Below are 12,756 nucleotides of genomic sequence, written 5' to 3'. Positions count from 1 at the left end.
GCAGATTCCGCGCCCCTAACTTTCTTCTATCATATCGTTTTTAAAGTATCAGCATTTCCAAGATTTTTGTATCTCTTCCAATATTTCCACAGAGTGCAAAGTCATATCTTTTGTCATTATATCGCTTTCTGTCATTCCTTTTTCTATGCATTCGTTAAAGTGCTTTACTTCATATGTCATTTCACATGTCATCGGATAAGAGACTTCTTTTTCTTCTCTGTCGTCGTAGTAGTGTATAGTCATTTTGTCCGCTCTGTAGAAGTTATCCATTTCTATGTATCCTTCGCTGCCGTAGATAAATAACTTGTTTAGTAACTTTACATATCCCGAAATCTTGCTTGTTGCCAGTGCTTCGTTACCTATTTTGAAGTTTAGTATACACTCTTTATCTCCGCCGAACTCTTCACTTTTAAGCCTCATTCCGGAGTATAATGAAATTGGTTTGTTGAAAATATATTCAAGGTATTCTATGCAGTATACCGCATTCGTGAAGAACACTCCGCCTCCCTTTGATAAATCAAGGGTCCACGCATTGTAGTCTCCCGGGAATGATGTTGCAAAATCCAGCAGTCCCACATCTCCTATTTCCTTATTTTTGATTATGTCCTTTACCATGTTTGTTATAGGAAGGAAAATTTCCTTTTGCGCTTCAACGAGGAACAGTCCCTTTTCCTTTGCAAGGTCGAATAACTCTATTGCTTCTTCCTTTTTTAGTACCATAGGTTTTTCGCATACTACATGCTTTCCCGCATTCAAAGCGTCTTTTATATTTTGATAATGAAGGAAGTTTATCGTTGCGATATAAATAACGTCGATGTCCTTATCTTCATATAATTCTTCGTAGCTTCCGTAGTATTTTTCGATGTTTAACTCTTCCGCCTTTTGTTTTGCTTTCGCTTCTCCTCTCGAAGCTATCGCCGTGACTTCTCCGTTTCCGCTTTCTCTTACCCCTTTTACAAATCTCGGAACAATGGATGCTGTACTTAAAATCCCATATTTTATCATAACCGTTCTCCTAAAATAAAAATATAGGTATATTATACACTACTTTAAAAAATTACTAAAGTATAATTGAATTTAAATCGGCATGGGTTTATAATGTTATAATAAAAAATAAAAAGGAATGATAAATATGATTATAGCATTTACGGGAGCGGGCATATCAAAGCAAAGCAATATCCCTACTTTTATGGAAAGACCGGAAGTAAGAGAAAAATTGTTCAGATCCTTTGCAATTTCCAACCCCAAGGAATATAATGAAACGATAAAAGAATTAAAAAACAATATGAACGGTGCAAAACCCAATGATGCACATTATGCACTTTACGAATACAAAATACCTATCATAACTATGAATATCGACGGGCTTCATAGATTGGCAGGCAGCGAACCTTTGGAACTTCACGGAGGACTTCCGGATGACGATGAAATGGATATAGCTTATACACTCTACAATAAGCCTGTCTTGTACGGAGACCCCGCACCGAATTATCAAAAGGCATACGAACTTGTGGATAGTATGAAAAAGGGTGATGTATTTCTTGTGATAGGTGCTTCCATGCATACCGCTATCGCAGGGGACCTTAGAATGGTCGCAAAAAGCAGGGGAGCAAAAATCATTGAAATTCAGGAAGACGCACAAAAAAATGTAAGAAAAATTTTGGAAGAATTAAATAGTAAAAAATAGTATCTTGGGAAAGAATATTATTATATTGTTTTTCGGGGAGGTATAAAATGAAAGATGATTATTTACAAGGTATCTTTATGGCAAATAAAAAGCTTGGTATTTTAGGCTGCAGTCAGGATATCTTCGTTCAGCTTGAAAAATATAACGATGAGTTTTTGGAAGATGTTTTGAATGCACTTGTCAAATATACTATGATAGAGACAAACGGTGTGATAAATAAATTTGCGAGATATGATACTTGTCTGGGCAATATCACTATCTACACAAAAAAAGGATATGATGACGAGATATATACCAATATATTATTTTCTGGAGAGGTTTTATAGTATATGAAGTATATAAAGACCAGGTGGAATATACCATATTACAACATGGCTTTTGAAAATTACGTAATGAACAATGATGTCTTTAAGGATGATTACGTATTTTTCTACATACATTCTCCTTCCATAATCGTAGGTAAACACCAAAATACCATAGAAGAGATAAATTCCAAATACGTAAAGGACAACGATATCATCGTTGCAAGACGTAATACCGGAGGAGGAGCGGTATATCACGATGAAGGAAACCTCAATTTTTCTTTCATAACCACAAAGAAAGAAGACGAGAATGAAATCGACTTTAAGAAATACACCCTTCCTATCATAAATGCACTTAAAAAACTCGGCGTAGATGCCTATCTCAGCGGAAGAAACGATATCTTGGTAGACGGCAAAAAAATAAGCGGCAATGCTCAGGGGCTCAATAAGAATAAAGTTCTTCATCACGGTACTTTGATGTTTAATGTAGATGTAGAGGCTCTTGTCAATTCTCTTAACGTAAGTCAAATGAAGATAGAGTCGAAGGCGATAAAATCGGTCAAGAGCAGGGTACTTAATATCAAAGATGTCCTGGATATAAAAATGGATATTTATCAGTTCAAAGATTTTATTTTAGATGAAATATTCAGCGAAATGGATATGGAAGAATACAGTCTTACAGATGAAGATTATAAAAATATCGAAAAGCTGGTAAAAGACAAGTACGGTACTTGGGAATTCAACTATGGATATTCTCCCAAATTCTCCATAAAGAACAAAAAGAAATTTGAAAGTTCCGGGCTTATCGAAGTAATGCTGGATGTCAAAAGCGGTATTATAGAAGATATCAAATTAAGCGGGGATTATTTTTCCGTTAAAGAAACCGACGAACTTGAAGATAAGATAAAAGGGCTTCATTACAAAGAAGATGATATAGGCTCTCTTCTCGAAACTATTAAGCTCGATGATTATATAACAAATATAAAAAATGAGGAATTCATATCATTGCTCTTCGATTAAAAGGCTATTCATATAGTCTTTTTTATTTGCAAAAAATATAAATTAAAATTTAATATTTTCTTAATAGAAATTATATTGTATTAAATATCATAAGCTTTATAATTTAAATCATAAAGAAGAAAATGATAAATTCTATATAAGAGATTAAAATAATAATTTTTAATTATTCGTTAAATCAAATTTAATAAAGTTTTAACCTATATAAATGATAATCATAATAAATAGTCAGTTTATTATTTTATTTTATAAATAATATATATATTTTCCATCCATAATGATTTTTTTGATTTTGAAACATATACATTAAGGTAAACAAGCTTTTAAGAAAAATTTAAATTATTGAGCATAAAGTCAATTTTTTCTGCAAATTATGACAAATTTATGATATTATAAGGTAGGATAACAATGTTGGAGGAACGTTACATGAAAATCAGACTAAAAAATGAGGACGATAGAGTAAAGGTATGCAAGGCTGGATTTAGTTTTACCACGCTTATTTTCGGACCTTTCGTACCTTTATACAGAGCTGACTTTTTATGGACGGGGATAATGTTCGTATTCCATGTCGTTTTGAATTATATAGTAAGTAAATTACCTATAATAACATCGTCTCGTACTCTTTACGGATTTTTGGGCGTCACTTTCATTTCAAATATCGTCTTTGCTCTTATTTATAATAGGATATTTATTAAAAATACTCTTTTGGAAGGGTATATGGGGTACGATAAAGAAGACGAGGAAAATCTTATAAAAAAACATTTCTCCGTTACAGCGGAACAAATAGAAGCTTATAAAAATAAAAAACAGGAACGTCTAAATAAAAAAGAAGAAAAAAGAGCTTTAAAAGAAGCAAAAGAGAAAGATAATAAAGAAAAGAAAAAAGAAAATAAAGAACTTAAAAATAAAGAAAAATCAGATACCAAGAAAAAGAAAAACGAACCCCAAAAAGAAATTTCGGACATCGTAAATGAAGAGATTTCTCAAACCGAAGGAGAGCTTATCCTACAAACAGATGATAAAGCAAAATCCAAGAAAAAAAGCAGAAAGAAAAAGAAATCAAAGGAAGATGATTTAGAAGCCGTAAAAGAAGATATCCATAGTAAAGAGACGATCATTTCTGAAAGCATAGATGAAGAAAAAGCAAGTGAAAAAGTAGCCGGTGATAAAGCTGAATTATATATTTCTATTTCAAAAGAAGAGAATAATACTTTAGATGATACTAAAACATCTGAAATAACTACCGGTAAAGCAGCAGATATAACAAAAGAAAATGAGGAAGCCTTGCCTCAGGAAGCATAAAAGTAAGAAGCAGTAGGATAAACTGCTTCTTTTTTATTAAAAGTATGTAAAAGATTACATCTTTGTGATATAATCTATATATACATATTTTTATAGGAGGAATTTAATATGAAACAATTAAGTAAAATGAAGGCGATCTGTTTATTTTTGTGCATGACCTTCTTTTTTTCTTGTATGGGAGGGACAAGCTCTTTTGCAAAGGAAAGCTATGATAATAAGGCTATACAAAAAAATGCAGATGTTCAAGTATCTAAAATCAAAGCTGAAAAATCGAAGAAATCCGAAAGCAAAAAAAATATATCTGCGATCGAAAGCGGTTTTAGGTATATAGTGAATAACAACTGTGCTACCGTAACTGCATATGTCGGTTCTTCAAACAGTATAAGTATCCCAAATACTTTAGGCGGTTATCCGGTAAAGTTTATTGATAACTCATTTGAAGTCGAAAGGGAAGATTTATATGTAAAAAGTCTTTCACTGCCTAAAAATTTAGAATATATAGACTCTAGTATATTGGGTGATCTTTATGGTCTTACAAATATTACCGTAGACTCCGGTAACCAAAGATATATATCTAAAGGCGGAGTTTTATACACAAAAGATATGAAAAGCTTGGTGGGTATAGCTTTCAATAAGAAAGTGACCACTTTTAATGTTCCGTCGGGAGTTGAAAATATTGAAAGCTTTAATAATTTTCATATAAAAGTTTTGAATATCCCATCATCCGTAAAATATCTGCCTTATGAAAATGAAGAAGATTATTTTACTTTTTATGACAGTCTTCAAAAGATAAATGTAAGTTCTTCAAATAAGTATTATTATTCTTACGGCGGAGTACTATATAATAAATCCAAGACTTACCTAATAATGTATCCTGACTCAAAGAAAGATAAGTCTTATAAGATACCTAATAGTGTAAATAAGTTATCCTATTTTTCCAATGATTATCTGGAAAATATTACATTGCCTGATAATTTGTCAAAGGGATATAATGAAGTTTTTGATAGTTTTGAAAATTTAAAATCCATATCGGTATCAAAAAAATCTAAAAATTATTATTCCAAAAGCGGAGTTCTATTTAACAAAGAAAAAGATACGCTTCTTTATTATCCGTCAAATAAAAGATCGAAGAAGTATACTATCCCAAATAGTGTAAAAAAAGTTGCCGAGGGCTCTATATCTAATATTTATTTACAGGAGTTGGTAATAAGCAGGAATGTAACTAAAATCGGGGATGAAAACTTGAGCGAAGGAAATTTAAAGAAAGTGACAGTATTGAGTCCTAATGTCAATTATGGATATATGTGTTTCGACGAGAACAGAGGAAAAATCAAATTTTACGGACTGTTAAACTCAACAACTCAAAAATTTGCAAAAAATAATAAGTTTTTCTTCAAAGCAATTAAATTGAAATATCCTACGGTAAAAGTAAAAAGCACTAAAAAGAAAACAGCTATCATAAGTTATAAAAAGGTAAGCGGTGCTAACAAATATAATATCTACAGGAAAACCACAAAGGGCAAATATAAGCTTATTAAGACCACAAATAAATCGAGCTATAAAGATAAAGGGCTTAAATCAAAAAAGACTTATTATTATAAGGTAAAAGCTATAGGAAGTAAACTTAAATCGGATACTTCAAAAGCAGTCAAAGTAAAAATCAAATAACACGATTAAAATTACATATTTTAGAGGAGATAATTGAAATGAAAAAGAAATTTATAAAGAGCTGTTCGCTTCTTTTAGTATTCTTAATGCTCGTTTTGTCTGTGGGATCGGGAACTAATATCCTTGCGAATACAAAAGATAATGTTGATATAAAAGAGAGCATAAAAATAATCAAATCAGAAAAAGGCAGCAAAAAAACTAAAAAATCAACAGAGACGAAAAAGGGAAAATCTAATATAAAAGGTACTTTGGGTATTGAAAATGATTTTAAATATTTTATAAACAGTGACGGAGTTACTGTTACCGCATATGTCGGAACATCGAACAGTATAGTTATTCCAAAAATTTTAGGAGGATACCCTGTAAAATACATAGACGGAATGTTTAAGTCTCAGCGTCATGGTGTTAAAATAAAATCCATATCCATACCTCAAAGTGTAGAATATATAAATTCAGGTATGTTTTACCAGCTTGACAGTTTATCTTCAATCAAAGTAGATAATAGTAATTCAAAATATTCGGTAAAGGAGGGTGTACTATACTCAAAAGATTTAAAAACAATGGTTGGTATACCTCAAAAGCTCAAAATTTCTAATTACTCTGTTCCCGAAGGAGTAGAAAATATCGAAAGTTTTTATAATGATTATATTAAGGCTTTAAATATGTCTTCTAGTGTAAAAAATATCCCAAGTTTTGACGATTATGATTATTCGTTTGGAGAGAACCTACAAAAAATCAATGTGTCATCAGGAAATAAAAAATATTCTTCTCGAAACGGAGTACTTTATAATAAAGCAAAAACTATATTGATAGCATATCCTTATGATAAAAGGGATAAAACATATGTAATGCCTTCGACAGTTAAAAAAATTTCCGATATCTCAAGTGATTATTTGCAGAAAGTAACATTATCAAAGAGTCTATTGGAGGACGAATATTACTTCTTACTTTTTATGGAAGACTTAAAATCAGTTTCTGTCCAAAAAGGAAGTAAAGTATATTCATCTAAAGACGGGGTATTATTCAATAAGAAAAAAACTATATTATTGTGCTATCCAATAAATAAGAAATCGAAGAAATACACTGTTCCGAACAGCGTAAAAATAATCGATGATTCTGCTTGTGAAAGCAATATATATTTAAGAGAACTTACTATCGGCAGGAATGTTTCAAAAATGAGGTCTTATAACTTTGTATATAACAAATTGAAAAAGATCGTTATAAACAGTCCTAATATAAAATTCGGAGATTTATGCTTCTATTATAATAAAGGCAGCATGAAGATGTACGGTTTATACAATTCCACCGCTCAGAAATATGCTAAAAAACATGGAATAAAATTCAAAGCAATTAAGCTAAAATACCCTACTGTTAAAGTTAAAAGCACTAAAAAGAAAACAGCGGTGGTAAGTTATAAAAAAGTAAGCGGTGCCGACAAATATAAGATTTACAGAAAAACAGCCAAAGGGAAATATAAACTGATAAAAACCACAAATAAATCAAGCTATAAAGACACAAAACTTAAATCAAAGAAGACTTATTATTATAAAGTAAAAGCAGTGGGTAAGAAACTTAGATCCGATGCTTCAAATGCCGTTATGGTAAAAGTCAAATAGTTTATTAAAAGAGATGTATTATACATCTCTTTTTTATTGTAAATAATCATATAAAAGAATATAATTGGTTTAATAAATTTTAAAGGAAATATATTATGGATATCAAAGATAAAATATCATCCCAAAGAGAGTTTTTCAACAGCGGTAAGACTTTGGACATCGATTATAGAATAGAACTTTTGAAATCATTGAGAAGCGGGATAATAGAAATGGAAGAAGAAATATCTTGTGCACTTAAAAGAGATTTGGGGAAGAGTTCTTTTGAAAGCTATATGTGTGAGATAGGTCTTGTTTTGAGTGAAATCAACTATATGATCAAGCACATAAAAAAATTCTCTAAAAAAGAAAGAGTAAAAACTCCTCTGGCTCAGTTTAAAAGCAAAAGCTACAAGATAAAATCTCCTTATGGGCTTGTACTTATAATGAGTCCGTGGAACTATCCTTTTATGCTAACCATATCTCCTCTTGTAGATGCTATCAGTGCGGGAAACATTTGTGTGGTAAAGCCAAGTGCTTATTCAAAGTATACTTCCGAAATAATCAAGAAGCTGTTGGAAAATTATCTTCCTAAAGAGGTTGTTACCGTAGCTTTGGGGGGAAGAGACGTGAACGGTTATTTGCTGAATATAAAATTCGATTATATTTTCTTTACCGGAAGTGTAAATGTAGGGAAGCTGGTAATGGAAAAGGCAAGTAAAAATTTGACACCCGTGACTTTGGAGCTTGGAGGGAAAAGCCCTTGTATAGTCGATAGTAATACCGACCTTAAGCTTGCCGCTAAGAGGATAGTCTTCGGTAAATATCTGAACCTCGGGCAGACATGTGTCGCTCCAGATTATGTTATTGTAAATGAGGATATCAAGGGGGAATTTATAAAATATTTAAAGGATGAAATCATCAGTCAGTTTGGTAAAGACCCTATCGGTAATTCTGATTATGGCAAAATAATAAACGAGAAGCACTTTGCCAGACTTAAGGGACTGATTAAAAATGAAGATATCATCATAGGCGGGTACTGCGACGATTATAAGCTTAAGATAGAGCCGACCATTCTAGATAATATAACAATGGAAAGTCCTTGTATGAAAGAAGAAATATTCGGTCCCATACTTCCTGTAATGACATTCAAATATAGAGAAGATATCATTGATATAATAAAAATAAATCCTACGCCTCTTGCACTATATATTTTTACGAATGATGAAACTTTAAAAAATCATATATTGAATAACGTGAGTTTCGGCGGAGGATGTGTAAATGATACTATAATTCATCTTGCTACTGAACAAATGGGATTTGGCGGGGTAGGTACAAGCGGTATGGGAAGTTACCACGGGAAAAGCGGGTTTGATACTTTTACTCATGAAAAAAGTATTGTGGAAAAGAGTAATTTTATTGATTTACCGATGAGGTATCAGCCTTATACTAAAAAGAATGAAAAATTACTAAGGAAGTTTTTGAAATAAAAAGACCTTTAAGAGCTTTTTTATTTACGGGGCGCGGAATCTGCGCAGCAGGCGTAGTGCCCCGTATTATAGTCACTTTAAATATTTAATAGTCCCTTTGCCAGTTCATAATCAATGACAAGAACATCTGCTAAATTTCCGTTAAGTGCGGCTTTTACGCTATACTTCTTATATTCACCGCTTACCATTATGACTTTTGTAGGAATATTTTTAAAGTCTTCATAAGATATCCCAATAGTCCTGTTTTTTAGGCTCGTGCTGCATTCTTCTCCGTTTTTATTTATAAGCCTTAGTCCGACATCTGCATATACTTTATGCTCATCAAATTCTTTAAGCTCTTCTTCGTTAAAATAATTTTCACTACATAGATAAGAATCTTTGTTTGGATAGAAGGAACCTATTCCCGATACTGCAATATTCACGTGTTTGAATTTATCGAATACTTCGCTGTTATCGATTCTGTGTATAAGCATGTCTGCTTCGTATTCTGTTTTGGCATGTCCGGGAGCCTTGATGCAGTAGTTTTTCCCTCCGAAAGACATTGCCATCCTTTTTGTTAGAGTATCAACGTTAAAGTCTCTATGTATCTGAGAAAGGCTTCCGTGAAGAGTTACAAACTGAGTATCTGTTTTTTTGCAGGGATTGAAGAAATTTATCATATGATACATGGTCCTCCCGAATGTGATACCCAAGATATCATTATCTTTTATTACTCTTTGTATGTACTGAGCACCTTCAAAGGCTACGAGCTGTTTTATATCGTCCTTATTCGGTTCGTAACTTTCTTCCATCCACCTTGCTATTATTACTTCTTTAAGTCCGTATTTGTCTTTAATAATATCTTCAAGGTCAGAAACTTCAAGTACTCTTTCATCAACTACAAATGAAACCATTTTTTCTTTCTTTGCATTGTTTAAAAGTCTTGAAACCGTTGAAACGGAAATATTGAACTTTTTGGCTATTTTACTTTGAGAATAACCCATTTCATAATATAGATATGTAGTCCTCATCATAAGAGAATTTGACTGTCTGTATACTTTTGGATCCATATACACTCCTTAAATTATCTTTATATATATTATTATAAATCTATTAAATAATATTTCAAGAAAGCAATTGTAAAAATATTCTTTTTATTATTTGATTATTAATCTGTAAATAATGTTTTTGCTAAAATTTTCCAAGAAATCCTATAAATAAAGCAAATTTACGGATAATATACATTTAACCATATTAATTTCTTAGTGCAAAAAATTTCACTCTACTGCAAAAATTTTCTATATTGTGATAATTAAAAAAGGATAATATACTAGAGTCATAGAAAAGATATGTAATTTTAGGAGGAACAAAATTATGTCAAATGTAAAAATGACTTATGACCCAACAATGTTCGAATTATCTGATAACATTGATAGAGATAACTTTATTATCGCTACATATGCTTATCAAGGAAAAACAACGACAAATGCACTTAAACAATCATTCGCTCTTGCAGTAGAGCAATCAACGGGAACATGGCTTCCTGTACCCGAAGAAACTCCGGAAGTAAGAAAAGAACACGTAGCCAGAGTTTGCGGAATATATGAAGTTCCTAATCATTCTTGGTGCATACCTGATGATACAAAGGAAAGAGCATGGATAATCCAAATCGGATTCCCTGTTGCAAACTTCTCAGTTCAATTTGCTATGTTACTTACAGCGACTGTCGGTAACATTTCCGGAGGCGGTAAACTTAAACTCGTAGATATTTCATTCCCTAAATGCTGGCTTGAAGCATTTGACGGACCTAAATACGGTGTTGAAGGTGTCAGAGAACTTCTTGGTGTAAAAGAAAGACCTTTGGTTAACAACATGATTAAACCTTGCTGTGGACTTACTCCTGAAGTAACAGCTGATATCGCATATGAAGTAGCACTCGGCGGTGTTGACTTAATCAAAGACGATGAACTTATCGCAAATGCTGCATATTCAAAGATCGAAGACAGAGTAAGTGCAGTAATGGACGCATTAAAAAGAGCTGATGATAAAAAAGGTGAAAAAACTATCTATACATTTAATATCACAGATACACCTGACCAAGCTAAGAGAAATGCAGAAAAGGCAATAAAAGCAGGAGCTAACGGTTTAATGCTCAACTGCTGGACATTAGGACTTGATGCCTGCAGAGACATCATTAAAGAATTTGATGTACCGTTCTTATTCCATCCGGACTTGACAGGTTCATTGTATGTATCTCATGATTATGGTTTATCTACTGAATTGATCCAAGCTAAATTACCTAGACTTGCGGGTTTCGATATGGGTATCGTACTTAGCCCATACGGAAAATTCCCAATGATAGAAGATAAATTCCAACAAGTTTGTATGACTCACTTGGCTCCATATCATAATATCAAGCGTTCACTTCCAATGCCTGGCGGCGGAACGACTCAAGGTCATATTGAAGAAGTTATGACTAAATTCGGTACAGACGTAGTAATCGCAGCAGGCGGAGCTGTTATCGGACATCCTGACGGAGCAGTTGCAGGCGGTAAAGCATTCAGACAAGGTATCGATATCGTTATGAACGGCGGACACTTAAATGATGAAGAAACCGTAAAACAATATCCGGAACTTAAAGCTGCTCTTGATGCATTCGGATTATACGAAGAAGAAAAACATGGTATTTTTGATTTAAAAGAATAAAAATCATTGACTTATAATGTTTACCTAAAGAACCTCACATTTGTGAGGTTCTTTTTTATCATATATATTTTAATATTTTCGGGGCACTACGCCTGCCTTCGGCAGATTTCGCGCCCCGAAACAAAAAAGAACCATTAATATAGGTTCTTTTTTTATTAAAATATCAAAGCGTATATTATAGGTATCAAAAGCCCGGGCAGCATATTAAGTACTTTTATTTCTTTTATCTTCATCAAATCCAGCCCTATACATACTACCATTGCATATCCCACCAAACATATATTGTTTACAAGTGCATCGGATAGATAAGGAGATAAATATATTCCAAGAAGAGTTATTGAACCCTGATAAACTCCCACACTTACACTGGAGAAAAACACCCCAAATCCCAGAGTGGCTGTAAATAAAATTGCAATTACTCCGTCAAGTATGGACTTTGTATATAAAATAGTAGGGTCATTAAGAAGTCCGTCATTTAGTGCTCCGACAATCGCCATAGCTCCCGTACAAAATAAAACAGAAGCGGGGATAAATCCGTCAGAAAATCCTCCAATGTCTAATTTTTTTTCAAAACTTTTTATCACTTTAGTTATTTTTGTATCGATATCTAAAAGTTCCCCGACCAGCGTACCTATTACAAGACTTATTACCAAGAGAAGTCCGCTGTTTGACTGAAGCGTACCATTTTTATTTATTGTTATACTGGAAGTAATAATTCCCAAAATCCCTACTATAATAGTAGAAAGCCCCAATACATTTTTTATACTGAGTTCAATTTTGTCATCAACTATTTTTTTACCTACCATACCAATACTGCTGCCTATCAGTATCGCTATTATATTTACAATTGTCCCCATATCATGCTCCTTAAAAATTACATATGTATATATTACTATTATTTAATGAAATTTTCAATAAAAGACTTTACCAGGGCTCACCAAAGAAGGTCATTTCACATACTATAATGTGAATAATAATTTTAGGAGGGATTATATATTGAAAAAACTTATAGC

The 12,756-nt window shown here is 32.5% G+C and carries 11 protein-coding genes; 8 read left to right on the top strand and 3 right to left on the bottom strand.

Annotated elements, in window-relative coordinates; genetic code table 11:
- Positions 1-48 precede the first annotated feature (48 nt).
- Complete coding sequence (locus Q0516_RS09765) at positions 49-1,005, bottom strand: Gfo/Idh/MocA family oxidoreductase (RefSeq protein ID WP_257480954.1); 957 nt, start codon at positions 1,003-1,005, stop codon at positions 49-51.
- A 118-nt stretch (positions 1,006-1,123) separates the two neighbouring features.
- Between Q0516_RS09765 and Q0516_RS09760 the strand changes: the two genes are divergently transcribed.
- From Q0516_RS09760 to Q0516_RS09730, 7 genes are all read left to right on the top strand, one after another.
- Positions 1,124-1,687 (top strand): Sir2 family NAD-dependent protein deacetylase, encoded by a 564-nt coding sequence (locus tag Q0516_RS09760; RefSeq protein WP_299237735.1) that lies wholly within the window; start codon positions 1,124-1,126, stop codon positions 1,685-1,687.
- Positions 1,688-1,734: 47 nt separating this feature from the next.
- Complete coding sequence (locus Q0516_RS09755) at positions 1,735-2,013, top strand: heme NO-binding domain-containing protein (protein ID WP_257480956.1); 279 nt, start codon at positions 1,735-1,737, stop codon at positions 2,011-2,013.
- Between the two features lie 3 nt (positions 2,014-2,016).
- Positions 2,017-3,009, top strand: coding sequence for a lipoate--protein ligase (locus Q0516_RS09750; RefSeq protein WP_294465351.1), 993 nt, complete (start codon positions 2,017-2,019; stop codon positions 3,007-3,009).
- 423 nt (positions 3,010-3,432) lie between these two features.
- Positions 3,433-4,308, top strand: coding sequence for a hypothetical protein (locus tag Q0516_RS09745; protein ID WP_294465347.1), 876 nt, complete (start codon positions 3,433-3,435; stop codon positions 4,306-4,308).
- 108 nt (positions 4,309-4,416) lie between these two features.
- Complete coding sequence (locus Q0516_RS09740) at positions 4,417-5,976, top strand: leucine-rich repeat protein (protein WP_294465345.1); 1,560 nt, start codon at positions 4,417-4,419, stop codon at positions 5,974-5,976.
- A 38-nt stretch (positions 5,977-6,014) separates the two neighbouring features.
- Positions 6,015-7,592 (top strand): leucine-rich repeat protein, encoded by a 1,578-nt coding sequence (locus Q0516_RS09735; protein ID WP_294465341.1) that lies wholly within the window; start codon positions 6,015-6,017, stop codon positions 7,590-7,592.
- 95 nt (positions 7,593-7,687) lie between these two features.
- Positions 7,688-9,058, top strand: coding sequence for an aldehyde dehydrogenase (locus Q0516_RS09730; RefSeq protein WP_294465337.1), 1,371 nt, complete (start codon positions 7,688-7,690; stop codon positions 9,056-9,058).
- Positions 9,059-9,135: 77 nt separating this feature from the next.
- On the opposite strand, the gene Q0516_RS09725 is transcribed toward Q0516_RS09730, so the two are convergent.
- Complete coding sequence (locus tag Q0516_RS09725) at positions 9,136-10,107, bottom strand: sugar-binding transcriptional regulator (protein WP_257480795.1); 972 nt, start codon at positions 10,105-10,107, stop codon at positions 9,136-9,138.
- Between the two features lie 304 nt (positions 10,108-10,411).
- Here Q0516_RS09725 and Q0516_RS09720 point away from each other — a divergent pair, with 304 nt between their 5' ends.
- Complete coding sequence (locus tag Q0516_RS09720) at positions 10,412-11,743, top strand: RuBisCO large subunit C-terminal-like domain-containing protein (RefSeq protein WP_117532474.1); 1,332 nt, start codon at positions 10,412-10,414, stop codon at positions 11,741-11,743.
- Positions 11,744-11,898: 155 nt separating this feature from the next.
- Here the strand turns inward: Q0516_RS09720 and Q0516_RS09715 are convergent, their stop codons facing one another.
- The gene (locus tag Q0516_RS09715; protein ID WP_257480517.1) at positions 11,899-12,600 is read right to left on the bottom strand and encodes a DUF554 domain-containing protein; all 702 of its coding nucleotides are present in this window, start codon (positions 12,598-12,600) and stop codon (positions 11,899-11,901) included.
- Between the last annotated feature and the right edge of the window lie 156 nt (positions 12,601-12,756).

This window comes from uncultured Anaerofustis sp. (genome assembly GCF_938029165.1).
Lineage (GTDB): Bacteria > Bacillota > Clostridia > Eubacteriales > Anaerofustaceae > Anaerofustis.
This window is presented reverse-complemented; position numbering and strand designations above follow the sequence as displayed.

Bases quoted from the DNA above. Each gene is read 5' to 3' on its own strand.
- Q0516_RS09750 (WP_294465351.1), top strand. From the start codon at position 2,017: ATGAAGTATATAAAGACCAGGTGGAATATACCATATTACAACATGGCT.
- Q0516_RS09715 (WP_257480517.1), bottom strand. From the start codon at position 12,600: ATGGGGACAATTGTAAATATAATAGCGATACTGATAGGCAGCAGTATT.
- Q0516_RS09725 (WP_257480795.1), bottom strand. From the start codon at position 10,107: ATGGATCCAAAAGTATACAGACAGTCAAATTCTCTTATGATGAGGACT.
- Q0516_RS09735 (WP_294465341.1), top strand. From the start codon at position 6,015: ATGAAAAAGAAATTTATAAAGAGCTGTTCGCTTCTTTTAGTATTCTTA.
- Q0516_RS09740 (WP_294465345.1), top strand. From the start codon at position 4,417: ATGAAACAATTAAGTAAAATGAAGGCGATCTGTTTATTTTTGTGCATG.
- Q0516_RS09720 (WP_117532474.1), top strand. From the start codon at position 10,412: ATGTCAAATGTAAAAATGACTTATGACCCAACAATGTTCGAATTATCT.
- Q0516_RS09760 (WP_299237735.1), top strand. From the start codon at position 1,124: ATGATAAATATGATTATAGCATTTACGGGAGCGGGCATATCAAAGCAA.
- Q0516_RS09745 (WP_294465347.1), top strand. From the start codon at position 3,433: ATGAAAATCAGACTAAAAAATGAGGACGATAGAGTAAAGGTATGCAAG.
- Q0516_RS09730 (WP_294465337.1), top strand. From the start codon at position 7,688: ATGGATATCAAAGATAAAATATCATCCCAAAGAGAGTTTTTCAACAGC.
- Q0516_RS09755 (WP_257480956.1), top strand. From the start codon at position 1,735: ATGAAAGATGATTATTTACAAGGTATCTTTATGGCAAATAAAAAGCTT.
- Q0516_RS09765 (WP_257480954.1), bottom strand. From the start codon at position 1,005: ATGATAAAATATGGGATTTTAAGTACAGCATCCATTGTTCCGAGATTT.